Annotated in this window: 22 protein-coding genes; 9 read left to right on the top strand and 13 right to left on the bottom strand. The window is 61.7% G+C overall.

Annotated elements, in window-relative coordinates:
* The first annotated feature begins 52 nt into the window (after window positions 1-52).
* Complete coding sequence (locus AC1RBR_RS23525; RefSeq protein WP_096796296.1) at window positions 53-376, top strand: hypothetical protein; 324 nt, start codon at window positions 53-55, stop codon at window positions 374-376.
* A 105-nt stretch (window positions 377-481) separates the two neighbouring features.
* The gene (locus AC1RBR_RS23520) at window positions 482-1,261 is read left to right on the top strand and encodes a YdcF family protein (protein WP_492566810.1); all 780 of its coding nucleotides are present in this window, start codon (window positions 482-484) and stop codon (window positions 1,259-1,261) included.
* A 91-nt stretch (window positions 1,262-1,352) separates the two neighbouring features.
* On the opposite strand, the gene lnt is transcribed toward AC1RBR_RS23520, so the two are convergent.
* From lnt to miaB, 5 genes are all read right to left on the bottom strand, one after another.
* Window positions 1,353-2,876 (bottom strand): apolipoprotein N-acyltransferase, encoded by a 1,524-nt coding sequence (gene lnt / locus AC1RBR_RS23515; RefSeq protein ID WP_492566808.1) that lies wholly within the window; start codon window positions 2,874-2,876, stop codon window positions 1,353-1,355.
* A gap of 17 nt (window positions 2,877-2,893) precedes the next feature.
* Window positions 2,894-3,733 (bottom strand): CorC family transporter, encoded by an 840-nt coding sequence (locus AC1RBR_RS23510; RefSeq protein WP_027612886.1) that lies wholly within the window; start codon window positions 3,731-3,733, stop codon window positions 2,894-2,896.
* 5 nt (window positions 3,734-3,738) lie between these two features.
* A complete protein-coding gene (gene ybeY / locus AC1RBR_RS23505) occupies window positions 3,739-4,233 on the bottom strand; it encodes an rRNA maturation RNase YbeY (RefSeq protein ID WP_095139206.1) in 495 nt (164 codons plus the stop codon).
* Complete coding sequence (locus AC1RBR_RS23500; protein ID WP_095139208.1) at window positions 4,226-5,224, bottom strand: PhoH family protein; 999 nt, start codon at window positions 5,222-5,224, stop codon at window positions 4,226-4,228. The genes ybeY and AC1RBR_RS23500 overlap by 8 nt, the downstream gene beginning before the upstream one ends.
* A gap of 250 nt (window positions 5,225-5,474) precedes the next feature.
* Entirely contained in the window at window positions 5,475-6,803 is a 1,329-nt protein-coding gene (gene miaB, locus AC1RBR_RS23495; RefSeq protein ID WP_003228520.1) for a tRNA (N6-isopentenyl adenosine(37)-C2)-methylthiotransferase MiaB, read from the bottom strand.
* A gap of 132 nt (window positions 6,804-6,935) precedes the next feature.
* On the opposite strand from miaB, the gene AC1RBR_RS23490 reads away from it, so the two are divergent.
* Window positions 6,936-7,265 carry a DUF1820 family protein gene (locus AC1RBR_RS23490; protein ID WP_003185742.1) on the top strand — a complete coding sequence of 110 codons (330 nt, stop codon included), beginning with the start codon at window positions 6,936-6,938 and terminating at the stop codon, window positions 7,263-7,265.
* 166 nt (window positions 7,266-7,431) lie between these two features.
* On the opposite strand, the gene AC1RBR_RS23485 is transcribed toward AC1RBR_RS23490, so the two are convergent.
* The 4 genes from AC1RBR_RS23485 to AC1RBR_RS23470 all read right to left on the bottom strand — a co-directional run bounded on the left by AC1RBR_RS23485 (window position 7,432) and on the right by AC1RBR_RS23470 (window position 10,950).
* Window positions 7,432-7,986 carry a tetratricopeptide repeat protein gene (locus AC1RBR_RS23485; protein ID WP_003228518.1) on the bottom strand — a complete coding sequence of 185 codons (555 nt, stop codon included), beginning with the start codon at window positions 7,984-7,986 and terminating at the stop codon, window positions 7,432-7,434.
* Between the two features lie 225 nt (window positions 7,987-8,211).
* A complete protein-coding gene (gene hemL / locus AC1RBR_RS23480) occupies window positions 8,212-9,495 on the bottom strand; it encodes a glutamate-1-semialdehyde 2,1-aminomutase (RefSeq protein WP_115986827.1) in 1,284 nt (427 codons plus the stop codon).
* Between the two features lie 15 nt (window positions 9,496-9,510).
* Window positions 9,511-10,134, bottom strand: coding sequence for a thiamine phosphate synthase (thiE, locus tag AC1RBR_RS23475; protein WP_481395846.1), 624 nt, complete (start codon window positions 10,132-10,134; stop codon window positions 9,511-9,513).
* Window positions 10,135-10,152: 18 nt separating this feature from the next.
* Window positions 10,153-10,950, bottom strand: coding sequence for a hydroxymethylpyrimidine/phosphomethylpyrimidine kinase (locus AC1RBR_RS23470; protein WP_492566804.1), 798 nt, complete (start codon window positions 10,948-10,950; stop codon window positions 10,153-10,155).
* A 441-nt stretch (window positions 10,951-11,391) separates the two neighbouring features.
* On the opposite strand from AC1RBR_RS23470, the gene AC1RBR_RS23465 reads away from it, so the two are divergent.
* The 4 genes from AC1RBR_RS23465 (at window position 11,392) to AC1RBR_RS23450 (ending at window position 17,881) form a co-directional block, all read left to right on the top strand.
* Window positions 11,392-13,746, top strand: coding sequence for a hybrid sensor histidine kinase/response regulator (locus AC1RBR_RS23465; RefSeq protein ID WP_492566802.1), 2,355 nt, complete (start codon window positions 11,392-11,394; stop codon window positions 13,744-13,746).
* A gap of 97 nt (window positions 13,747-13,843) precedes the next feature.
* Window positions 13,844-15,493, top strand: coding sequence for an acyl-CoA dehydrogenase family protein (locus AC1RBR_RS23460; RefSeq protein WP_492566800.1), 1,650 nt, complete (start codon window positions 13,844-13,846; stop codon window positions 15,491-15,493).
* Window positions 15,494-15,675: 182 nt separating this feature from the next.
* Window positions 15,676-17,175 carry an AMP nucleosidase gene (gene amn, locus AC1RBR_RS23455; RefSeq protein WP_166497266.1) on the top strand — a complete coding sequence of 500 codons (1,500 nt, stop codon included), beginning with the start codon at window positions 15,676-15,678 and terminating at the stop codon, window positions 17,173-17,175.
* 70 nt (window positions 17,176-17,245) lie between these two features.
* Window positions 17,246-17,881: a pseudouridine synthase gene (locus AC1RBR_RS23450; RefSeq protein WP_492566798.1), complete on the top strand. Its 636-nt coding sequence runs from the start codon at window positions 17,246-17,248 to the stop codon at window positions 17,879-17,881.
* Here AC1RBR_RS23450 and AC1RBR_RS23445 read toward each other — a convergent pair.
* Both AC1RBR_RS23445 and AC1RBR_RS23440 read right to left on the bottom strand, forming a co-directional pair.
* A complete protein-coding gene (locus AC1RBR_RS23445; RefSeq protein ID WP_003228500.1) occupies window positions 17,876-18,085 on the bottom strand; it encodes a DUF2788 domain-containing protein in 210 nt (69 codons plus the stop codon). The two genes, AC1RBR_RS23450 and AC1RBR_RS23445, sit on opposite strands and share 6 nt — an antisense overlap.
* A 587-nt stretch (window positions 18,086-18,672) precedes the next feature.
* Window positions 18,673-19,152, bottom strand: coding sequence for an Lrp/AsnC family transcriptional regulator (locus tag AC1RBR_RS23440; protein WP_008081091.1), 480 nt, complete (start codon window positions 19,150-19,152; stop codon window positions 18,673-18,675).
* 455 nt (window positions 19,153-19,607) lie between these two features.
* Here AC1RBR_RS23440 and AC1RBR_RS23435 point away from each other — a divergent pair, with 455 nt between their 5' ends.
* Window positions 19,608-20,639 carry a DUF6515 family protein gene (locus AC1RBR_RS23435; RefSeq protein ID WP_115986823.1) on the top strand — a complete coding sequence of 344 codons (1,032 nt, stop codon included), beginning with the start codon at window positions 19,608-19,610 and terminating at the stop codon, window positions 20,637-20,639.
* Here AC1RBR_RS23435 and AC1RBR_RS23430 read toward each other — a convergent pair.
* Together AC1RBR_RS23430 and AC1RBR_RS23425 are read right to left on the bottom strand one after the other, a co-directional pair.
* The gene (locus AC1RBR_RS23430; RefSeq protein ID WP_492566796.1) at window positions 20,633-21,541 is read right to left on the bottom strand and encodes a cation diffusion facilitator family transporter; all 909 of its coding nucleotides are present in this window, start codon (window positions 21,539-21,541) and stop codon (window positions 20,633-20,635) included. The genes AC1RBR_RS23435 and AC1RBR_RS23430 overlap by 7 nt on opposite strands.
* Window positions 21,542-21,556: 15 nt before the next feature.
* Window positions 21,557-21,976, bottom strand: coding sequence for a polyribonucleotide nucleotidyltransferase (locus AC1RBR_RS23425; RefSeq protein ID WP_115986821.1), 420 nt, complete (start codon window positions 21,974-21,976; stop codon window positions 21,557-21,559).
* Between the two features lie 109 nt (window positions 21,977-22,085).
* Between AC1RBR_RS23425 and hrpB the strand changes: the two genes are divergently transcribed.
* Window positions 22,086-24,605 (top strand): ATP-dependent helicase HrpB, encoded by a 2,520-nt coding sequence (hrpB, locus tag AC1RBR_RS23420; protein ID WP_492566794.1) that lies wholly within the window; start codon window positions 22,086-22,088, stop codon window positions 24,603-24,605.
* The last annotated feature ends 12 nt before the right edge of the window (window positions 24,606-24,617 follow it).

Genomic DNA, 24,617 nt, shown 5'->3' with positions numbered 1-24,617 from the left:
GCGAAGCTAAGCTCTTATTGGGGAGTGAGTCTTATCTTCAATGAGGTGAGGGATGGTGGAGCAACGGCAAAAAAACGTGACGAAACCCGAGTTGTACGAACGGTTGATGGATCGTCTGGGCATGGCCCTCGACGCTGCCAAAACCGCTGGCCGGCTGCGCGACGAGCGCCCCGTGGAACTGGAATTGCGTGGCTTGAGCCCCGCCGAGTTCAAACTGGTCAAGGCCTATCTGGATCGCAGTGAGCGTGAATCGCATGGATACCTGTCGCAGGCAGTGAAACAGCTCGATGCAGCACATTCAGCCAAGGTCATCTGGCTCAAGGACAAGGCGCCCGGCAGAGACACCGTCAAGGTTCGTTCTGTGCAGGCCAAGTAAACGCATGGCAGGTCAAATAACGGATCTTTTCCAACAGGATCCTGACTATCGGTTGTAACGCGTCATTAACACTCTTAGGCTTCGGGCATCTCTGGAGATGCCCCGATGCCTTTTCGTTATTTCATCAAACAACTGCTCTTGCCGCCCGGCATTCTTTTGCTGCTGTTGCTGGTCGCCTGGTGGCTGCGTCGCTCCCGGCCACGGCTGTCCGGCCTGTGTTTTGCTCTTGGCCTGGGTGGTTTCTGGCTGATGAGCCTGCCGGTGGTGGTGCAGTGGGGCGCCAAGGCGCTGGAGCGTGAGCCGCCGCTGCCCCGTGACGCGTGGTCGATGTTGGCGCAGCGCGCCGATGCGATTGTGGTGCTGGGTTCCGGGCGCGAGCGCGGCGATCTGGCCTGGGGTGAGGATCAGCCAACTGGCGTGGGGCTGGAGCGTCAGCGCTATGCGGCGCGACTGGCCAAGGCCTCCGGGCTGCCGATTCTGACCAGTGGTGGCCTGCATTACGGCACGCCGCCGACCGAGGCGAAGCTGATGGCCGATTCGCTGCGAGATGATTTCGGCGTGACCACGCGCTGGCAGGAAGGCGAGAGCCGTACCACCTGGGAAAACGCCAAATTCAGCGCCGACATCTTGTTGCCCCAAGGCATCAAGCGCGTCGTGGTGGTCACGCAGGCCTGGCACATGCCGCGCGCCGTGTGGTGTTTCCAGCAGGCAGGATTCGAAGTGGTGCCGGCGCCCGTCGGGTTTCTCGGGACCGATAATGCGCGCCCGTTTGGTGGCTGGCTGCCGGAGTTCAAGTCGATCTGGCAGAGCGGACAGTTGCTGAATGAGGCGGTGGGGCAGGTGGGTTATTCGTTGTTCTACCGGGGTGATGCCAACCCTGATTGATAGAGTGTTGCTGATGTCCATTCGCGAGCAAGCCCGCTCCCACATTTGAATTGCATTCCAAATGTGGGAGCGGGCTTGCTCGCGAAGCTTTTTAAAGGGTTTTCGACATCCGGCTCGCCATCAGTGCCCAGCCAAACAGCAGCACACAGACGATGATCAGCGGCCACGAACGCCATTGCAGGTACGGCGTCAGGTTGTGCATCGGCACCACTTCGCCATACAGAATGCCCTGTTCGAACTGCGGAATCTGCTCGGTGATCTGCCCGAACGGGTTGATCAGCCCAGTCACGCCGTTGTTCGTAGCACGGATCATCCAGCGGCCGGCCTCAAGCGCGCGCATCTGCGCCATTTGCAGGTGCTGCAACGGGCCGATCGAGGTGCCGAACCAGGTGTCGTTGCTGATCGTCAGCAGCAGATCGCTGCGGGCTGACAGGCCAGCGGCGAATTCCGGGTACACCACTTCGTAGCAGATGAACGGCGCAATCTGATAACCCTTGGCTTGCAGCAGCGCTTGATCCGCCGGGCCGCGAGCGAAGTCGGACATCGGCAAGTCAAAGAATGCGATCAAGCCGCGCAGCAGATCCTGCAGCGGCACGTACTCACCGAACGGCACCAGTTTCTGCTTGAGGTAGGTGCCATCGCCTTCGCCGACCACGGTAATGCCGTTGAAGAAGCGTTTTTCGTGGCGAACCGTTTCGCGGATCGGCACCCCGGTGATCAGCGCCGATTTACGCTCGGCGGCGAAATTGCCCATCATGTTCAGGTAGCCCTCGGCGGACTCCTTGAGCACCGGTACCGCGGTTTCCGGCCAGATCAGCAGGTCCACCGGTTTTGAGCGGAAACTCAGGTCGCGATACAGCGCCAGTTGCGCGTTAAGCTGCGCCGGATCCCATTTCATGCTTTGTTCGACGTTGCCCTGAATCGCAGCGACGCTCAGTGCCGGACCGGACGGACTGGTCCAGGCGTGGTCCTTGAGCGCAATGCCCGCCACCCATGGCCCGACCAGCAACAGTAACCCGGCCGCGATAAAGCCTTTACGACCGGTTTGCAGCAGGCGCGGTGCGTTGTAGATCAGCGCCGCAGTCAGCGCCAGCACGAACGACACTAACCACATGCCGCCCACCGGCGCGAGCCCGGCCAATGGGCCGTCGAGCTGGCTGTAGCCGGAGTAAAGCCACGGAAAACCGGTGAGGAACCAGCCACGAAACGCTTCCTGGCCGACCCACAGTGCGGCAAACGCCAGCGCATCGGCCAGCGGTGCTTCATTTCGGCGCAACCAGCGTGCCCAGACCCAGGCGGGAAGGGCGAAGAAAAGCGCGATCGCTGCGGTGAACAGCAGCATCAGGAACCCGGCCAGCAGCACCGACGCGCCACCGAAATGGTGGATGCTGTAGTAAATCCAGCTGGTACCGGCGCCGAACAGGCCGAAACCGAAACACCAGCCACGGCCCAATGCCTGACGCGGACTCAGCTCGCGCAGGCCTGCATAGAACAGGCCGACCGCGAGCAAGGCCAGCGGCCAGATATCGAACGGTGCCAGCGCGAACGTGGTGATAGCACCGGCCGCCACGGCCAGCAGGTTACCGGGCCAGCCGGGGCGGGTAGTCCAGCGCATTTCAATCCTTAGATTTCTTACCGGGCGATAGGGGTCAGTCGCAGCAAATGAATCCGACGGCTGTCGGCATTCAGGATGCGGAAACGATAGGCGCCGATTTCAGTGATTTCGTTGCGTTTTGGCAAGTGCCCGAACGCGCTCATCACCAGGCCGCCGACGGTGTCGAACTCGTCGTCGGAGAATTCGCTGTCGAAAAACTCGTTGAAGTTCTCGATAGGTGTCAGGGCCTTGATCAGGAAGTCACCGCTGGGCAGCGGCTTGATGTAGCTGTCTTCTTCGACGTCGTGCTCGTCTTCGATGTCGCCGACGATCTGTTCCAGCACGTCTTCAATCGTCACCAGGCCCGCCACGCCGCCGTACTCGTCAATGACGATGGCCATGTGGTTGTGGTTGGCGCGGAATTCACGCAGCAACACGTTCAGACGCTTGGACTCCGGCACGAAGGTGGCCGGGCGCAGCAGGTCCTTGATGTTGAAGCTGTCGCCGTTCTCCTTGAGGATCAGCGGCAGCAGATCCTTGGCCAGCAGCACGCCCATCACGTCGTCATGGCTTTCACCGATGACCGGGTAGCGCGAGTGCGCCGAGTCGACCACGGCCGGGAGGAATTCACGGGGTGTCTGGTTAGCCTTGATGCTGATCATCTGCGAACGCGGCACCATGATGTCGCGTACTTGCAGGTCAGCCACCTGAATGGCGCCTTCGACGATGGCCAGCGCTTCGCTGTCCAACAGTTTGTTCTGATGTGCATCACGCAGCAGCTCAAGCAGCTCCTGACGGTTCTTCGGCTCGTGGGCAAAAGCCTGGGTCAGTTTACCCAGCCATGACTTCTGCCCGTTGCTCGATCGATCTTCGCTCATAGCGATTACTCTGAATCCTTTGTTGTAACGATAGGGGAGGTTTCGGGTTCGTCGTCCGCGTACGGATCGGGGTAGCCCAGTTCGGCAAGCAACTCGCGTTCCAGTGCTTCCATTTCTTCGGCTTCGTCGTCATCTATATGGTCGTAACCGAGCAGATGCAAGCAGCCGTGAATGACTAGATGTGCCCAATGGGCCTGGAGTTCCTTGCCTTGTTCGGCAGCTTCGCGCTCGACCACCGCTACGCAGATCACCAGATCGCCGAGCAGCGGGATGTCGAGAAACTCGTCCGGGACTTCGGCCGGGAACGACAGGACGTTGGTCGCGTAATCCTTGTGGCGCCAGGTGTGATTCAGCTCACGACCTTCTTCCTCGTCAACCAGACGGATGGTCATTTCCGAGTCGGCGCTGCGCTGGCGCAGGGCCAGTTCGCACCATTTGCGGAAGTCGGCTTCACTCGGGGCATTCGCTTCGGTAGCGATTTGCAGATCCAGCTCAAGCATCGCGCGAGGTTTCCTTGGCGGCTTCGGCACGGGTCTCGAAGCGCTCGTAGGCCTCGACGATCCGCTGCACCAACGGGTGACGCACGACGTCTTTGGGCTGGAAGTGCGTGAAGCTGATGCCCGGAACGTCCTTGAGCACTTCGATCACATGGTGCAGCCCGGACTTGGTGCCGCGCGGCAGGTCGACCTGGGTGATGTCGCCGGTAATGACGGCGGTGGAGCCGAAGCCGATCCGGGTCAGGAACATCTTCATCTGTTCAACGGTGGTGTTCTGGCTTTCGTCGAGAATGATGAAGCTGTTGTTCAGCGTACGACCGCGCATGTAGGCCAGCGGCGCGACTTCGATCACTTGACGCTCGATCAGCTTGGCCACGTATTCGAAGCCGAGCATTTCGTAGAGGGCGTCGTACAGCGGGCGCAGGTACGGGTCGATCTTCTGGGCGAGGTCGCCGGGCAGGAAGCCGAGTTTTTCACCGGCTTCAACCGCCGGACGCACCAGCAGAATGCGGCGGATCTGCTCGCGCTCCAGGGCATCGACGGCGCAAGCCACGGCCAGATAGGTCTTGCCGGTACCGGCCGGACCAATGCCGAAGTTGATGTCGTTACCGAGGATTTCCTTCACGTAGCGCAGCTGATTCAGGCCGCGTGGGCGAATCATGCCTTTCTTGGTGCGCAGGGCGACGGAGGCTTCGGCGGGGGCGTGGTTGTCCAGCTCGACCACAGCCGACTCCTGGAGGAACAGGTGCACCATGTCCGGCGACAGCTCGGTACCCTTGGTTTCGCGGTACAGGCGGCGCAGCAGGTTTTCCGCAGACGTGGTGTGCTTGGGGTCGCCGATCAGCTCGAACTGGTTTCCGCGGTTGCGGATCTCGATGGCCAGGCGCTGTTCGATCAAGCGCAGGTGCTCGTCGAATTGCCCGCACAGATTGGCGAAGCGGCGAGCCTCAAAGGGCTCGAGGATAAAACGATGTGGTTCTATGGGTGCGTTCAAGGTCGTATTTAGCCGCCCTGGGGCAATTAAGATGAAATCAAGGATAACGCCAGTGGCGTGGGTGCGAAAGCTCTTAAAACGGTCTCACTGGATTACTGTGGCGAGGGAGCTTGCTCCCGCTGGAGTGCGAAGCGCTCCCAACTCCTCCAGCCTTGATCATTCAGGATGATCGAGGTGTCTGGTTTGCGGCTGCTTCGCAACCGAGCGGGAGCAAGCTCCCTCGCCACAGAGGCACTTTGACGCCTTACGTTTACTGCACCAGCGAGCCGCGCAGCGAGTGCGGTTGCGCCGCGTCGATGTGCACGTCGGCGAACTGGCCGATCAGGGTCGGATTATCGCAGCGGAAGTTGACGATACGATTATTCTCGGTACGCCCTTGCAGCTCGCCCGGATCTTTCTTCGAGTAGTCGGTGACCAGAATGCGCTGGATCGAGCCGACCATTTGTCGGCTGATCTCGAACCCTTGCTGATTCAAACGATGCTGCAGGGCGTTCAAGCGTTCTTTCTTCAGCTCTTCCGGGGTGTCGTCGGCCAGATCGGCCGCCGGGGTGCCCGGGCGCTGGCTGTAGACGAACGAGTAGGAAAAGTCGAAACCGACGTCGGCAATCAGCTTCATGGTCTGTTCGAAGTCTTTCTCGGTCTCGCCTGGGAAGCCGACGATGAAGTCCGAACTGATGCAGATCCCCGGTACCGCAGCGCGCAGTTTGCGCAGCTTGGATTTGTACTCCAGCGCGGTGTGGTTGCGCTTCATCGCCGCCAGAATCCGGTCCGAACCCGATTGCACCGGCAAGTGCAGGTGTTTGACCAGCTCCGGCACTTCGGCGTGAGCCTGGATCAGGCTGTCGGAGAACTCCAGCGGGTGCGAAGTGGTGTAGCGGATGCGGTCGATGCCGTCGACAGCGGCGACCACGCGGATCAGCTCGGCCAGATCGGCCAGACGCCCATCGTGGGTCAGGCCGCGATAGCCGTTGACGTTCTGCCCGAGCAGGGTCACTTCACGCACGCCGTTCTCGGCGAGGTGGATGATCTCGGCAATTACGTCATCGAACGGCCGGCTGACTTCTTCACCACGGGTGTAAGGCACCACGCAGAACGTGCAGTACTTGCTGCAACCTTCCATCACCGACACGTAGGCGCTCGGGCCGTCGATGCGCGGCTCGGGCAGGTGGTCGAATTTTTCGATTTCCGGGAACGAGACGTCGACCTGCGGCAACTTGCTGCTGCGTGCGGCATCGATCATTTCCGGCAGGCGGTGCAGGGTTTGCGGGCCGAAGACCACGTCGACATACGGGGCGCGATCACGGATCGCTGCGCCTTCCTGGCTGGCCACGCAACCACCGACGGCGATCACCATGTCCGGGTTGGCCAGCTTCAGTTCGCGCCAGCGGCCGAGCTGCGAGTACACCCGATCCTGTGCACGTTCGCGGATCGAGCAGGTGTTGAGCAGAATCACGTCGGCGTCTTCGGCGCGGGCGGTGACTTCCAGGGCCTGATGTTCGCCCAGCAGATCGACCATGCGCGAGCTGTCGTACTCGTTCATCTGGCAACCGTGGGTTTCGATGTAAAGCTTCTTGGCCATGGATTTTGGTCGTCACGTGATTCAAAGAACCGCGCATTATAGGGAACAAGCCCTCAGGTTCCTACCGCTGTGCGTCCGGTGGCTATGCTATAGTTTGCGCCCTCATTTTTATCCCCGATGTTATCCCCCGCCATGACCAAACGCGAAGCTCCAATCTATAAGGTGATTTTCCTCAACCAGGGCCAGGTGTTCGAAATGTACGCCAAGCAGATCTATCAAAGTGATCTGTGGGGTTTTCTGGAAGTGGAAGAGTTCGTCTTTGGCGAGCGCACGCAAGTGGTGGTCGATCCGAGCGAAGAGAAGCTCAAGGCGCAGTTCGAAGGCGTGGTGCGCAGCTTCGTGCCGATGCATTCGATCGTGCGCATCGACGAGGTGGAACGTCTGGGCACCCCGAAAATCAGCGAAGCCCGTGGCGCGGTCGGCAATGTGATGCCGTTTCCGATGCCGATGCCTGAGAAGTAAGCCCTGATCTGGATTTGAAATGATTTGTGGCGAGGGGATTTATCCCCGATCGACTGCGAAGCAGTCGCAAGTCCATTCAGCAAGGTATGTCAGAAGGAGCTTGATTGCAGGATTTTGGGGCTGCTTCGCAACCCATCGGGGATAAATCCCCTCGCCACAAAAGCTCTTATGGCAATGGCGAAAACGGCGTACGCCCATCGGCGCTCTGCAGTTCCATCAGGTATTTACGGAAAATTTGCCCGAGCACCTGGGTCGCGGTTTCGAGATCTTCGCGGGACATTTTTTCGGAGACTTCGTCGGCGGTGTCCAGCGCATCTTCGGCGCCGTTGACCGCGGCCATCTTCAGCACTATGTACGCCTGAATGTTGTTGGCCTGCACGCCTTCACCGTGGAAGAACATGGTACCGAGCTTGAACTGCGCCTGAGCGTGGCCTTGCAACGAGGCCTTTTCGAAATAGCTCAGGGCTTGATTGAGATCGCGTGGCGCATTCTTGCCGTCGTAGTAGAACTCACCCAACTCGTATTGCGCTTGCGCATCCCCTTCGTCCGCCGCTTTCTGGCAGGCGGCCAGTGCCTGCGTGACGTCTTGCGGCTGAGTGTTGAGGGTGCAACGACCCATCGCCGGGATCAACAACGAGTTGCCGCCTGCTTGTGCATGCGCGAGCAGGGGCTGAAGGAGCAACAGGCAGCCCAAGGCAAGGGTGCGGCCGGTGCGGTTCATGGGAATCGACTTACCTCTGAAGGGCACGCGGACCCATCGAGGGATCCAATAAGCGCGCATTATGAAATAAGCAGGGCCAACCTTACAAAGTCTTTACTCGTTTTTCTGCTGCGCGGGGAATATATCGGCCACTTTCTGCTGGATTTTTAGCAGAGGCGTGGGAAAAACGGCGTGAGTGTAGGTGAAAGCTGACGCTGGCCATGGCCAACGTCAGCGGTACGGCGATTACTTCAGTGCAGCGAAGGCGCGCTCGGCAGCGTCCAGGGTGATTTTCAGCTCGGCCTCGCCGTGGGCGATCGAGGTGAAACCGGCTTCGAATGCGCTCGGCGCCAGGTACACGCCACCTTCGAGCATCAGATGGAAGAAGCGACCGAACAGCGCAGCATCGCTGGCCATCACGTCTTCAAAGGTGACGATGTCGTCGGCGCCGCTGAAGTACAGGCCGAACATGCCACCCGCTTGCGTGGTCACGAACGGAATGCCCGCCGCATCGGCGCGTTGTTGCAGGCCGTCGAGCAGGCGCGTGGTGTAGTCGGTCAGTTCGGCGTGGAACCCTGGACGGCTGATCAGGCGCAGGGTGGTCAGACCGGCGGCCATCGCCAGCGGGTTACCCGACAGGGTGCCGGCCTGGTACACCGGACCCAGCGGCGCGATGCGTTCCATGATTTCACGCTTGCCGCCGAAGCAGCCGACCGGCATGCCGCCGCCGATGATCTTGCCGAAGGTGGTCAGATCCGGGGTTACGCCGTAGTACGCCTGGGCACCGCCGAGAGCGACGCGGAAACCGGTCATCACTTCGTCGAAAATCAGCACCACGCCATGTTTGTCGCACAGCGTGCGCAAGCCTTCGAGGAAGCCCGGCGCCGGCGGCACGCAGTTCATGTTGCCAGCCACTGGCTCGACGATGATGCACGCCACGTCCTGACCGACTTCGGCGAGCATCTTCTCCACGGCGTCGATGTCGTTGAACGGCAGGGTCAGGGTGTGTTTGGCGAACGCTGCCGGTACACCGGCGGAGCTTGGTACACCCTGTGTCAGCGCGCCGGAACCGGCCTTGACCAGCAGGCTGTCGGAGTGACCGTGGTAGCAGCCTTCGAACTTGATGATGCTGTCACGACCGGTGTAACCACGGGCCAGACGAATCGCACTCATGGTTGCTTCGGTGCCGGAGCTGACCATGCGCACCATGTCCATCGACGGCACCAGCGAGCAGACCAAGTCGGCCATCTCGGTTTCCATCGCGGTCGGCGCGCCGTAGGACAGGCCGTGTTGCAGTTGATTGCGCACCGCGTCGAGCACGTCCGGGTGGCTGTGGCCGAGAATCATCGGCCCCCACGAACCGACATAATCCACATAGCGCTTGTCGTCCTCGTCAGTGACGTAGGCGCCTTCGGCATGTTTGAAGAACAGCGGCGTGCCGCCCACGCTCTTGAACGCGCGAACCGGCGAGTTGACGCCACCGGGAATGTGTTTCTGGGCATTGGCAAACAGGGTTTCGGAACGAGACATGTTCGGGCTCTCAAATCAGATTTTCAGAAGTTCGTTGAAGGCGCGGGCGCGGCGGGTCACTTCGGCGGTGCTCTGGGCACCGAACAAACCGTGGACCACCGCTAGCAGGTCGACCCCGTGTGCCACCAGCGGCGCGGCGTTGTCGAGGGTGATGCCGCCAATCGCGCAAACCGGCAGATGCAGCTTGCGTTTGGCCTCGTCGAGCAGATCGAGGCTGCAGCTTGGCGCGCCGGGTTTGGTGCTGGAATTGAAGAAGCGACCGAAGGCGACATAACTCGCGCCTTCTTTGGCGGCCTGTTCAGCCAGTTCGAGTTGCGCGTGGCAGGTCGAACCGATGATGGCCTTGGAGCCGAGCAGGGCGCGGGTCGGCGACAGCGGGCCGTCGGTCTGCCCCAGGTGCACGCCGACGTTGAGGCGCGCAGCCAGTTCGGCGTCATCGTTGATGATCAGTTGCGTCTTGTAGCGCTCGCACAGATTGCGCAGGGCTTCGGCCTCGCGCAGACGGCGGGCCTCGTCGCTGCTTTTGTCGCGGTATTGCAGCAGGGTGACGCCGCCTTCCAGCGCCGCCTCCACGTACGACAGAAACTTACCCGCCAGCAATTGGCTGTCGGTGATGGCGTACAGGCCACGTAGTTTCATCAGGCAGACCTCACGACGTTACGAGCAGAAATCCAGCGGCAGGCGACGCGGCACGAACTGGCCTTTGCCCAGTTGTTCGGCATCGCGCAGGGTGCGCCAGGTGTAATCCAGTGCCGTACGCACGGCGCTGGTGAGGTTTTCACCCTGGGCCAGCCGACCGGCGAGGGCGCTGGCCAATGTGCAGCCGGAACCGTGGTAACTGCCCGGCAAACGCTGGCAATAGAAGGTTTCACGCAGGCCGTCACGGCTGTACAGGCGATTGTGGATTTCAGTTTCGTCGCCATGGCCGCCGGTGATCAGCAGGTTTTTGACGAACGGCAGGAGTTTTTCCGCGCACTCGTCCGCAGTGCCTTCGGGCAGTTCGGCGAGAATCCGCGCTTCGGGCAGGTTGGGGGTGGCAATGATCGACAGCGGCAGCAGACGCTCGCGCATCGCACAACCGACTTCATCCTTGCCCAGGCGTCCGCCGCCGCCGGCGCGCAGCACCGGGTCGCAGACCACCGGCAGATGCGGGTGCGCGGAAAGCAGTTCGACCACGGTGTCGACCATTTCCAGCGAACCGAGCATGCCCAGTTTGACCGCTGCGACTTCGGAGTCGTTGAGCACGGCATTGGCTTGCGCCAGCACCCACTCACGGTCAAGGACGCGGAAGTCAGTGACGTTGACGGTGTCTTGCACGGTCAGGGCGGTGACGGCCGGAGCCGCATGGCAACCCTGCGCGAGCAGGGCTTCGATATCTGCCTGCAAGCCGGCGCCACCACTGGGGTCGTGGCCGGAGAGACAGAGGACAACGGGGCGGGAGCTGTAGATATTCATGGTGCGCGAGCTTACCACCAAAGCTGATTTTCGGGTTCAGTCCTGACGGTGTTTGCGAGCAGATTGTCGGACAACACTGCAGCTACCATTGTGGCGAGGGAGCTTGCTCCCGCTGGGTTGCGAAGCAGCCCCCTGCATTTATTCAGGCACAGCGCATTTACAGATTTTACGACTGCTGCGCAGCCGAGCGGGAGCAAGCTCCCTCGCCACAAAAGCGGATCGCAATGATTGAGTTGACCAACTCAACAGCTCTAGTCCGCCGCTTTGCTCTGAAACGCCCGTTCTAGAGCCTTTGTAGGAAAAATTTCGATGGTGCTCAATGGCCATCAACGGCTATGCTAGTCTGGATCCAAACCAATAACAGGTAATACCGGTTTTACGTCTACTCAAAGGGAATGGGGGGCTTCCTGACACAACCGGACGAGCCACGCTGGGGCTTCAATGCGCTATTTGCTGATGTTGCTGTTCTGCTTGCCCCTCCTCGCAAGCGCCGTCGAGTTCGACGAAAATACCCAGAGCCTTCCCCTGGGCCGCTCCTTGCAAGTGTTCGAAGACCCGAGCGGTCAGGCGAACATCGCCGACGTCCGCGCTCAAGCGGCGGCGGGCAATTTCAAACCTCACGACAAAGCCACGCTCAATGCCGGTTACTCGCGCTCGGCGTTCTGGCTGAAGATCGACCTGCATTACCGTCCGAACAACCCGGCCGCGCAGCGCACCTGGCTGCTGGAGCTGGCTTATCCGCCGCTCGATCACCTCGACCTTTATATGGCCGATGCCAATGGCGACTACCGGCTGATCCGGCAGACCGGCGACGCCTTGCCGTTCGCCAGTCGCGAGATCCGGCAGAACAATTACCTGTTCGACCTGATCTTCGCCCCTGATCAGCAAAAAACCGTGTATCTGCGCCTGGCCAGTGAAGGCTCGATTCAGGCTCCGGTGACGTTATGGTCGAGCACCGCCTACCTGGAAGATCAACCGGTGCGCCTGTATGTGCTGGGGATCATTTATGGCGTGCTGCTGGGGATGCTGGTCTACAACCTGTTCATCTACCTGAGCGTGCGCGACACCAGCTACCTCTATTACATCTTCTACATCGCCTCGTTCGGCCTTTATCAACTGTCGGTGAACGGCGCGGCGGTCGAGTATTTCTGGCCGGACAATCCGTGGTGGGCCAACGCCGCCACGCCGTTTTTCATCGGTTGCGCCGGGCTGTTCGGTAGCCAGTTCGCCCGCAGTTTCCTGCAGACCAGAATCCACAGCCGCTGGCTCGACTATTTGCTGATCGCCCTGATCGCGTTCGGCGCGCTGGTGGTCGGGCTATCGCTGATGACCAGTTACGCATTGTCGCTGCGCCTGGCGACCCTGTTGGCGCTGGTGTTCACCGTGGTGATCTTCGCCGCCGGGATTCTCGCCTGGTGGCGTGGCCTGCGGGTGGCGCGTTATTTCATTATTGCCTGGTCGGCGTTCCTGCTCGGCGGCATCGTCAATACGCTGATGGTGCTGGGCCTGCTGCCGAACGTGTTCCTGACCATGTACGCCAGCCAGATCGGTTCGGCGATCGAAGTCGCGCTGCTGTCGCTGGCGCTGGCCGATCGCATCAACGCGATGCGCGAGCAACAGGCGCAAACCCTGTTCGATGCCGGGCAGAAACTCGAAGTGCTCAACCAGCAACTGGCCCACAGCAACAAGCTCAAGGATGAATTCCTCGCAACCCTGACCCATGAGTTGCGCACGCCGATGAACGGGGTGATCGGATCGCTGGAGCTGATGCAGACCGTCGAGCTGGAGCCTGAACTGGAGCAATACCAGCAAACCGCCGCCGGTTCCGCGCGCGACATGATGCGCATGGTCAACGGCATCCTCACCCTCACCGAACTGCAGGCCGGCAAGCTCAAGGCGACGCCGGGCAGTTTCAGCCTGCGCGCGGTGGTCGAGGCCTTGCGCGTGCAGTTCGACGGCAACGCGGCGAGCAAGTCGCTGGACTTCAAGGTCGAGGTGCTGCCGACCCTGCCAGATCGCTTGCACGGCGACAGCGCAAAACTGGCGCAGTGCCTGGAGTGCCTGCTGGACAACGCGATCAAGTTCACTCGGGTCGGCGGTCTGGCGCTGCGGGTCACTGGCAAACCGGCGACGGACAACCGCCTGGCGCTGTCGTTTGCGGTCATCGATACCGGCATCGGTTTCACCGATCTGGGCGAGGCGACGATGTATCAGCGCTTCTTCCAGCTCGACGGCTCGATGACCCGCGAATACGGCGGCCTGGGCGTGGGGCTGGCGATCTGTCGGCAACTGGTGGAACTGCTCGGCGGCAAGCTGACTCACCGCTCCCAGCCTGGCAGCGGCAGCCGTTTTCAACTGGATGTCGAGTTCGAGCTGCCGCCGCTCGAAGCGGCGCCAACTCCGGAAGCGCTGCACGAGCGCAGCCGTGCACCGCAGGACTGCACGGTGTTGCTGGTGGATGACAACAGCGTCAACCAACTGGTGATGCGCGGCATGCTGCTCAAACTGGGGTTTCGCGTACGTACTGCGGACAACGGCGCGGCGGCGCTGGACTGTCTGCAACGGGAAACCTTCGATGCGGTGCTGATTGATTGCCAGTTGCCCAATCATGAAGGCGCGTCGTTGTGCTGCCAGATTCATGCGTTGCCCGGCTGCGCCAATCTGCCGGTGTTCATGCTGGCGCTGGGCACGGATCGCGAGCACTGCGCGCCGGGTACGCGCATCGATTACCTGAACAAACCGGTGAAATTCGAAGACCTGCAGACCGCACTGGAGCGTCGGGTGCTCAGCGCGTAATAGGGTGAAAGCGCCGACAGTTCGGCGCATATGACACTTTGATCAGCCACGGGCCGGTGCTTAACTGAATCCCTTGGCTGACCAAAGGAGCCCCGTCATGAACCTGCATCAGTTCGCCGAAACCCACGAAGTCACCAACCAGCCACCGTCGCTGGACGGTGCCAACCTGTATCGCATCGACCTGCCATTGCAGGAGTGGTCGCGCCGCTTTGGCGCCGGGTGGGCCGAGTCGCGGATCGATGCCTACGGTGCGCTGGCCGGCGGGCCGTTGATGGCAGCCGGGTTCCTTGCCAATCAGAACAAACCGGTGTTCGTCAGCCATGACCGCTACGGCCATCGCATCGATCTGGTGGAATTCCATCCCGCTTATCACGAGCTGATGCGCACCGCGATCGAACATGGCCTGACTTCATTGCCATGGGCCCATCCGCAGGACGGCGCGCATGTCGCCCGCGCCTCGATGAGCTATCTGCACAGCCAGGCCGAGGCGGGCAGCGGTTGCCCGTTGACCATGACTTTCGCCAGCGTCCCGGCCATGCGCTTGCAGCCGGATCTGGCCGAACAATGGTTGCCGAAAATCCTCGCCACCGAATACGACCCGCGCAACGTCGGCATGGCGCACAAGGCCGGCGTGACTATCGGCATGGCAATGACCGAGAAACAGGGCGGCACCGATGTGCGGGCCAACACCACCAAGGCCTATCCGGTTGGCGCCAGTGGCCCGGGGCAGGCCTATGAACTGGTCGGGCACAAATGGTTCTGCTCGGCGCCGATGTGTGATGCGTTCCTGACGCTGGCGCAGACCGACAAGGGCCTGACCTGCTTCCTGCTGCCGCGCCATCGCCCCGACGACACGCGCAATCAGTTCTACATCCAGCGCCTGAAAAATAAACTCGGCAATCAGTCCAACGCTTCCAGCGAAGTTGAATTCCGTGGCGCGCTGGCGTGGATGGTCGGCGAAGAAGGGCGCGGTGTGCCGACCATCATCGAGATGGTGGCGATGACCCGTTTCGATTGCATGGTCGGCTCCAGCTCGCTGATGCGTCAGGCGCTGACTCAGGCCAGCCACCACTGCGCGCACCGCAAGGTCGGCGGCAAACTGCTCAGCGAACAGCCGTTGATGCAGAACGTGCTGGCCGATCTGGCGCTGGAAAGCGAGGCCGCACTGGCCCTGAGCCTGCGTATGGGCAAGGCGCTGGATCATCTGGATGATCGCCACGAAGCACAATTCGCCCGGCTGGTGACGGCGGTGGGCAAGTACTGGATCTGCAAACGCGCCCCCGGAATGATCAACGAAGCCGCCGAATGCATGGGCGGCGCCGGGTATGTCGAGGAGAGCATCCTGCCACGGCTGTATCGCGAGGCGCCGGTCAACTCGACGTGGGAAGGCTCGGGGAATGTGCAGTGCCTCGACGTGTTGCGCGCACTGTCGAAAGAACCGGGTGTGCTCGATGTGTTGTTCAGTGAGTTGGGCGACGGCCATGGCGACAAACGCCTGGCCGCGCATATCCAGCAGTTGCAGGCGCAGTTCAAGGACACCAGCGACATTCAGTATCGGGCGCGCCAACTCACCGAAGACATCGCGCTCGGCTTGCAGGCCAAGCTATTGCTGGAGGCCGGCAACTCGGCGGTCAGCGACGCGTTCATTGCCAGCCGCCTGAGCGGTGGCGGCCGCGTCTACGGCGCCTTGCCGCGTGGGCTGGACGTCGAAGCCATCGTCGCACGCGCAACCCCCCAGGGTTTCTGACCCACCACAAATCCCCTTGTGGGAGCGGGCTTGTTCGCGAATGCGGTGTGTCAGTCAATGGATAGGTCGACTGACACAGCGCATTCGCGAACAAGCCCGCTACCACAGGGGATCTCCATTGACAGGGAGATTTGGGTACACCCACAACGCCACTGTTCCCGTGAGACCACGATGCAGGCAAGATGAAGCCCTGCAAGTCAGAACACAGGAAGCTGATCGTGACCGAAGCGTTTATTGTCGTTCAAACCGCCGAACAAGCCGTGGATCGTCTGGCCGAGCTGCATGAGCGGGCCACCACTGCGCTGAACTCGGCGCTCAAGCGTTACCTCAAGGATCGCGTCGAGCCTGACGCCGAACAGCGTGCTCTGTTTCGTTACCCCGAACTGCGTCTGACCTACCTGTGTCAGGGCGAAGTCCCGCAGACCACCCGCGCCTACGCCAAGGTGCAACTGCCGGGCACTTACAGCGTCACCGTCACCCACCCCAAGGCGTTCCGCAAATACCTGCTGGAACAGCTGGTGCCGTTGATGCATGACTTCACGGTGACCGTGGAAGTCGGTGTCAGCCAACAGAACATTCCGTACCCGTACGTGGTCGAGCAGGGCGATGAACTGGCCGGCTCCGGCGTCACCGCTGCGGTGCTGGCGCGGGTGTTTCCGAGTACCGACCTGTCCGCCGCCACCGATGGCATCGCCGACGGCCTCTACGATTGGGAAAACACTGATCCGCTGCCACTGGCGCTGTTCGACGCCGCACGGGTCGACTTCTCCCTGCGTCGCCTGGTGCACTACACCGGCAGCGACTGGCGCCATGTGCAGCCGTGGATTCTGCTGACCAACTACCACCGCTACGTCGACCAGTTCATCGTCCATGGCCTGGAACAACTGCGCAACGACCCGCGTTTCGTGCGCATGGTTTTGCCGGGCAACGTGATCATCGAGAAAGGCATGGATCACGGCGAAGCCTCGGCGATCGCCGCTGGCGTGGTCTGGCACCGCTACCAGATGCCGGCCTATCACCTGATCGCCAATGACGGCCATGGCGTGACCCTGGTCAACATCGGCGTCGGCCCGTCCAACGCCAAGAACATCACCGACCACCTGGCGGTGCTGCGTCCGCATTGCTGGCTGATGATCGGTCACTGCGGCGGTCTGCGTCAGTCACAGACCATCGGCGACTACGTGCTGGCCCACGCCTACATGCGCCGCGACGGGATTCTCGACCGCGTGGTGCCGCCGAACATTCCGATCCCGGCGCTGGCCGAAGTGCAACTGGCGCTGCAGCAAGCCGCGGCTAACGTCACTGGAGAAAAAGGCGAAGAGCTGAAAAAGCGCCTGCGCACCGGCACCGTGCTGACCTACGACGACCGTAACTGGGAACTGCGCTGGGCGCAGGAACGTCCGCTGATCAACCTGTCCCGCGCCGTGGCCGTGGACATGGAAAGCGGCACCATCGCTGCCCAGGGTTATCGCCTGCGGGTGCCTTACGGCACGTTGCTGTGCGTTTCGGACAAACCGCTGCACAGCGAAATCAAGCTGCCGGGTTCGGCCAACGCGTTCTACGAGCGTGCGGTCAGCCAGCACTTGAAGATCGGCATCGCGGCGGTGGATCTGCTGCGCACCGAACTCAACTCGTTGCATTCGCGCAAACTGCGCAGCTTCGACGAGCCGCCGTTCCGCTGATTTGTTGATGGTCATTTAACGGCGGGGCTACTAGCATTGGCAGCCCTGACCGTTAGATGTTCTTTTCGCCATGTCTCGTCCCCCGCGTCCACCTTCCCGCCGTCCCGGTGCGAAGCCATCCTCCTCGGCTCCACGTCGTGTCGCCAAAGCGCCACCGGCCGAGCCGAAGCTGATCCTGTTCAACAAGCCATTCGATGTGCTGACGCAGTTCAGCGACGAAGGCGGGCGGGCGACGCTCAAGGATTTCATCGATGTGCCTGGCATCTACCCGGCCGGACGCCTTGATCGCGACAGCGAAGGTTTGCTGCTGCTGACCAACGACGGCCAGTTGCAGGCGCGGATTGCCGACCCGAAACACAAGTTGCCGAAGACCTACTGGGTACAGGTCGAAGGCGAGCCGAGTGCTGAACAATTGCAGCGACTGCGCGAGGGCGTCGAGCTGAATGACGGCATGACCCTGCCCGCCGAGGCGCGGCAACTGGACGAGCCGCAACTGTGGCCACGCAATCCGCCGGTACGCTTTCGCAAAAGTGTGCCGACCCGTTGGCTGGAGTTGGTGATTCGTGAAGGGCGCAACCGTCAGGTACGGCGGATGACCGCTGCGGTGGGGCTGCCGACGTTGCGGCTGGTGCGGGTGCGGATTGGCGACTGGACGCTCGAAGGGCTCGATCAGGGCCAGTGGAAAGAAGTACCGGCGCGGTTATAGAGCGCCGGATTCGATCAGGCCGATCACCACACTCTTGATGATGAACGCGGCCACGCCCAGGCCCAGGACGAAGAACAGAATGAACGAGCCGAAACGCCCGGCCTTGGACTTCTTCGCCAGATCCCAGACGATGAAACCCATGAAAATGATCAGGATGCTGACCAGGCCAGTCATCATCCATTCTTCGAATACTGCTGGATCCATCGGGCATCTCCGGCGCGCACAGGGCTGAAAAAGGGCTGGGCGATTATACGCCGAGGGTGGCGGAGGCCGCATTGATCTGCGTCGGTGTGCCGCAGTTATGGGGTGCCTGTACCGGCCTCTTCGCGAGCAAGCCCGCTCCCACAGTGGATCTCGGTTGAACACAAATTGTGTGCTTGACGAAGCTTAACTGTGGGGTGCCTGTACCGGCCTCTTCGCGAGCAAGCCCGCTCCCACAGTGGATCTCGGTTGAACACAAATTGTGTGCTTGACGAAGCTTAACTGTGGGGTGCCTGTACCGGCCTCTTCGCGAGCAAGCCCGCTCCCACAGTGGATCTCGGTTGAACACAAATTGTGTGCTTGACGAAGCTTAACTGTGGGGTGCCTGTACCGGCCTCTTCGCGAGCAAGCCCGCTCCCACAGTGGATCTCGGTTGAACACAAATTGTGTGCTTGACGAAGCTCAACTGTGGGGTGCCTGTACCGGCCTCTTCGCGAGCAAGCTCGCTCCCACAGTGGATCTCGGTTGAACACAAATTGTGTGCTTGACGAAGCTCAACTGTGGGAGCGGGCTTGCTCGCGAAGGCGATGTCAGTTGCGCAGATGCGTCAGCGGCAGTTCGGTGCTGTTGAGCACCTGATTCAGTACAAAACTCGAACGCACGCTGGTCACCCCTTCAATCCGGGTCAGGTGCCCCAGCAACAGCTTCTGATAGTGATCCATGTCCGGCACCACGACTTTCAATTGGTAGTCGGCATCCACGCCGGTCACCAGGCTGCACTCCAGCACCTGCGGCAGGGTGCGGATCGCCGCTTCGAAGTTCTCGAAACGCTCCGGTGTGTGCCGGTCCATGCCGATCAGTACGTAGGCGGTCAGGCTCAGGCCAAGCATCTTGCGGTCGAGCAGGGCGACCTGGCGCGAGATGTAGCCGTCGTCCTCCAGTTGCTTGACCCGGCGCGAGCAGGGCGAGGGCGACAGACCGATGCGCTCGGCCAGTTCCTGGTTGGAAATGCGGGCGTCGCGCTGCAATTCCGCCAAAATACTCAGGTCGTAACGGTCGAGTTTGCTCATGAATCAGTCCTTGGTTGTAACTATTGCGGCAGATTATCTATCCAGGGTTAAAAATTGCGCAAGCGGTGTTTATTTGAGCAATCTTCGCAATCCTCTGTCGCGCCTTGCGGCCTATTCTTATCACCAGAATCACTGCTCGGTAACACAGTCCACTGCGGCCCGCCCAATCAGGCCCGCCGCGGCCGCCACCCCCACCGGGGATGTGCCGGCCCCCGAGCTGCACACTGTCCAGAAGACGGCGTGAGGTGAGCCGACGTCAAAAGCGTCGAGCCAGGACGAAGTTCTCTAAAGGGAGGCCGACGGGTCTCCCTTTTTTCTTGCCCGCGATTTTTGTGCCTTGCCGCGTGGCCACCCTCAATAAATAAGTCTCGTGACTGATAACCTGTCGCAGAACCCGGTGTGCGTATTCCCGGTCTTAGCTACAAACCCTCTTAATACCCGCAGTGAGGAAAAGCATGAAGTCGCGCATCTGGCGTCTGGCCGGTGTTGGTTTGCTGTGTGTGAGCGTCGGTGCGCAAGCGCTGGCCGACGAGCCACAGAATCGTGGCCCCGATAATAACGGGCGCGGCGGTGAGCATCAGGGCAATCAGGGCCGTGGCGGCGATCATCAGCCCCGCGGGCAGAACAATCCGCCGCCGCAAAATCAGCCGCGGCCGCAGAACAACGAAATCATTCGGGGCGACAATAGCCGCCAGTTCGAGCACAACGGCCAGCAGCACAACAATGGCCAGTGGCAGAACCAGAACCGCGCGCCGAACCCGCCTGGTCCGGTGCATCAGGCACCACCGTCGAACAACCTGCCGATCCAGCCACGGCCCGACACCGTGCGCCAGACTCAGGAGCCGCGCCAGGGTTACTACCGCGACGAGCGTCCGCAGAACGGTTACCACAACCAGCAATGGCAAACCGGCAACCGGCCCAATGACAATCGCTGGCCGGGTCGCCCGGACGGACACGGCAACGGTTGGGGCCCAGGCCCGCAATACCGTCCGGGGCACGTGATCGACCGTTTCCCGGACCGTGAATATCGCGTGCCGTATCGCGGTCAGGATTACTTCTATTCCGGCGGCTACTGGTATCGCCCGCAAGGCCCGCGCTACATCGTCGTGCAGCCGCCACGCGGGATTCGTACCCAGTATCTGCCGGATTACGCCCGTGAAGTGTGGATCGGCGGTGCGCTGCTGTTCCTCGCTGCCGGTTCCTACTATGCGTATCAGGAAGCCACCCAGGATTACGTCGTGGTCGAGCCGCCGGTGCAGCCGCCGCAGCCGCAGTCCCAAGGCTACGACGTTGTAGCGTACCCGGCCAACGGCCAGTCGCCCGAGCAGGTGCAGCAAGACGGTTACCAGTGCTACCAATACGCCGTGCAGCAAAGCGGTTTCGACCCGCGTACCGCGACCTATCAACCGGCGCCCGAAGTGGTTCAGGCCTATCGTCAGGCTCAAGGCAATTGCCTGAGCAGTCGCGGTTATCAGGTCAGTTACTGAAGCCGGGTTTGCGCCCGTTCTGACTTGACCACTTCCTGCGGGTCGGCGTGCACCAGCACTTCGGCTCGCGGGTAGGCTTTGTGAATGGCATCGGCGGCTTGGTCGCTGATGCCGTGCGCCACCGACAACGTCAATTCCCCCGGTAATTCCAGGTGCAACTGCACAAACCAGTGGTTGCCGGAGATCCGCGTGCGCAAGTCATGCGCGCCCAACACACCCGGCACGCTGCAGGCCAGTTCGAGCATGTGCTGACTGACATCGGTTGGCAGCTCCTCATCCATCAGCACCGAAAAACTTTCCCGGGCGATCTGGATTGCACTCCACAGAATGTAGGCGGCAATTCCCAGTCCGAACCAGGCATCCAGTTGATGCCAGCCGAATCCGGCCAGCATCAGCGCCACCAGAATACTGCCGTTGAGTAACAGATCGGATCGGTAATGCAGTGAGTCGGCACGCACGGCGTTGGAGCCGGTCTGCTTGATCACTCGATGCTGCAGCACCAGCAAGGCCACCGTCAGCAGCAATGAGAAAATGATCACGCCAATGCTGATCCACGGCGCGCCAAGCGGTTCCGGGTGCTGGATGCGTTCGTATGCCTGAAACGCGATCAACATCGCACTGCCACCGATAAACAGCGCTTGAGCCATGCCTGCCAGCGATTCAGCCTTGCCGTGGCCGTAACGGTGATCGTCATCGGCCGGGCGCAGCGCGTAATGCACCGCCAGCAGATTGAGCAGCGAAGTGACGCCATCCAGCGCCGAGTCGGTGAGGCCGGCGAGCATGCTCACCGAACCGCTCAGCCACCAGGCGATGGCTTTGGCGATGATCAGCGTGCAGGCCACCGCCACCGAAGCGCGGGTTGCCAGCCGCAGCAGGCGGCCGTGTTCGGGGCTGGAGGTCATGGGGCAGGAAAGTCCTTATGCGGCAGGTTGCAGGCCAAACATCGCCAGTTGTTGCGTGCTGCCCTTGTGCTGGATCAGGCGCGGATCGTCCAGCGGCAGATTGCGGCCCAGTTCTGTTTCGAGAATAGCCTGCAACTTGAGGTTATCGACCTGACCGTCCGGGCCAATGGCTTGTTTGAGTTTGGCCGGATCGACCTGAGCGGTGTGGCCCGGTTCGAAATAGATCGCGCCAGTGGCGAAGTCCACCGCAAAGGCGATCAGCCCGGGAATCACGTAGAACAGCAGGCCCACGGCGTCGAGTACGGCAATCGCCGGGTCAATCTTGCCGTCGATCTGCCCGCGACGATCCGGATAGAAAATCGAACCGCAGGCCGTGAGTTGAGTGAACAGGGTGGCGACCAGTACACCGCCGATCAGGCGAGAAGGTAAGCGCATGGAAAATCTCCTGAGTCATCTATTAACGAAGCTTCGTCTTGTGAAGTTAAGACCCTGACGAACGCCAAGCAGTTCGCCGTTATACTCGCCGCTCTGTTTGGGAGCCAGCATGATTTCTTTGCCGATCGATGAAGTTTTACCCGCCCTGCGTGAAGCGTTGGCGACACGCCACGAAGCCGTGCTCGAGGCACCGCCCGGCGCCGGTAAAACCACCCGCGTGCCCCTGGCCTTGCTCGATGAAGCGTGGCTGGCCGGGCAGACCATACTGATGCTCGAACCGCGCCGTCTCGCCGCGCGCGCAGCCGCAGAACGTCTGGCCAGCGAACTGGGCGAGAAGGTCGGCGAAACCGTCGGTTACCGCATCCGTCTCGACAGCAAGGTTGGCCCAAAGACCCGTATCGAAGTGGTCACCGAAGGCATTCTCACCCGGCGTCTGCAGGATGATCCGGCGCTGGAAGGCGTCGGCCTGCTGATCTTCGACGAATTTCACGAACGCAGTCTTGATGCCGATCTGGCACTGGCCCTGAGTTTGAACGGTCGCGAACTGTTCCGCGCTGAACAGCCGCTGAAGATTCTGCTGATGTCCGCCACGCTGGAAGGCGAGCGTCTGGCCGGGTTGCTGGATGACGCGCCGATCCTGCGCAGCGAAGGGCGCATGTACCCGGTGACGATGCGCTGGGGGCGGCCGTTCCAGCCCGGCGAATACATCGACCAGCGCGTGACCCAGACCGTCCTCGAAGCGCTGCACGATGAAACTGGCAGCCTGCTGGTGTTTTTGCCGGGGCAGGCGGAAATCCGTCGGGTGCATCAGCAACTGAGCGATGCCATCGGCGAGCGTAAAGACGTATTGCTCTGCCCATTGCACGGCGAACTGGACCTGAATGCCCAACGCGCCGCCATCGACCCGGCGCCGACCGGCCAGCGCAAAGTGGTGCTGGCGACCAACATCGCCGAGACCAGCCTGACCATCAACGGCGTGCGCGTGGTGATCGACGCCGGGCTGGCGCGGGTGCCGCGTTTCGACCCCGGCAGCGGCATGACCCGTCTCGATACTCAGCGCATTTCCAGGGCCAGCGCCACCCAGCGTGCGGGCCGGGCCGGACGTCTGGAGCCGGGCGTTTGTTATCGCCTGTGGTCGCAGGATCAGCACGAGCAGCTCGCCGCTTACGGCAGTGCGGAAATACTGTCGGCGGATCTGGCGAGTCTGGCGCTGCAACTTGGACGCTGGGGCGTGACCCCGGGCGAGCTGGTCTGGCTCGATGTGCCGCCGGCAGCGGCCTATGCCCAGGCGCAGGATTTGTTGCAGCGCCTGGGCGCACTCGAAGGCGATGCGCTGACGTCCCACGGTCAGGCCATGGCCGAGTTGCCGGCGCATCCGCGCATCGCCCATCTGTTGCTGCGCGGTCAGGCGTTGGGGCTGGCGAACATGGCGTGCGACGTCGCGGCACTGCTCGGCGAGCGCGATATCCTGCGCGGCGCCGGTGCGGATCTGCACAGTCGCCTGGTGCTGCTCTCCGGTGAAGAACGCGCGGCACGCGGTGCTCAGGGCGGCGTGCAGCGTGCGCGGCAACTGGCGCGGCAATATCGCGGTTACCTGCGCGGCAAGGCCAGCGCGCCGGTCAGCGATCCCGATCACCCGCGCTGGCTCGGTGCGTTGCTGGCGCTGGCTTACCCGGATCGGGTTGCCCAACAGCGGCGTGCCGGTGGCGCCGAATATCGTCTGGCCAATGGGCGCGCAGCACTGTTCGCCGAAGCCGACAGCCTGATGAAGGAGGCGTGGATTGTGATCGCCGACCTGGGCAGCCGTCAGGGCCAGCGTGAGGAACGGATTTACCTGGCGGCGGATTTTGATCCGGCGCTGTTCGATTCGGTGCTCGCCGAGCAAGTGCGCGCTGTCGATCAACTGGACTGGGATGAGCGCGAAGGCGTGCTGCGCGCCGAGCGTCAGCGCAAGGTTGGCGAACTGATCCTCAGCCGCGAACCGTTGACCGGTCTCGACGAAGCGGCGCGCAGTCAGGCGCTGGTCAATCTGGTGCGGCGCAAGGGGCTGGAGTTGCTGCCGTGGACGCCGGAGTTGCGGCAGTGGCAGGCGCGGGTCGCGTTGCTGCGGCAACTGGATCTGAACGCTCAGGCCGAAAGCCAATGGCCGGATGTCAGCGATGCAACGTTGCTGAACACTCTCGAGCATTGGTTAATGCCTTACTTGGGCAAGGTCTCGCGGCTCAGCCATTTCGCCAATCTGGACCTGTCGAGCATCGTCCGCAATCTGCTGCCGTGGCCGTTGCCGCAGAAACTTGATGAACTGGCGCCGCATCACATCAGCGTGCCGTCGGGGTCATCGATTCGTCTGGATTACAGCGAGTCTCCGCCGATTCTCGCGGTGCGTCTGCAGGAGTTGTTTGGTCTGGCCGAGACGCCGCGAATTGCTGGCGGCCGGCAAGTGGTCAAGCTGCACCTGTTGTCCCCGGCGCGCCGGCCGGTGCAGGTGACGCAGGATCTGGCCAACTTCTGGCGCAGCACCTATGCCGAGGTGAAGAAGGATCTGAAGGGGCGCTATCCGAAGCATTATTGGCCGGATGATCCGTTGGTGGCCGAGGCGACTGCGCGGGCCAAACCGCGCGGCACCTGAAGAGCAAAACAT

Source organism: Pseudomonas sp. GW823-FHT01D03 (assembly GCF_058798255.1).
The sequence above is the reverse complement of the archived record's forward strand: the minus strand, read 5'-3'. Positions and strand labels throughout refer to the sequence as shown.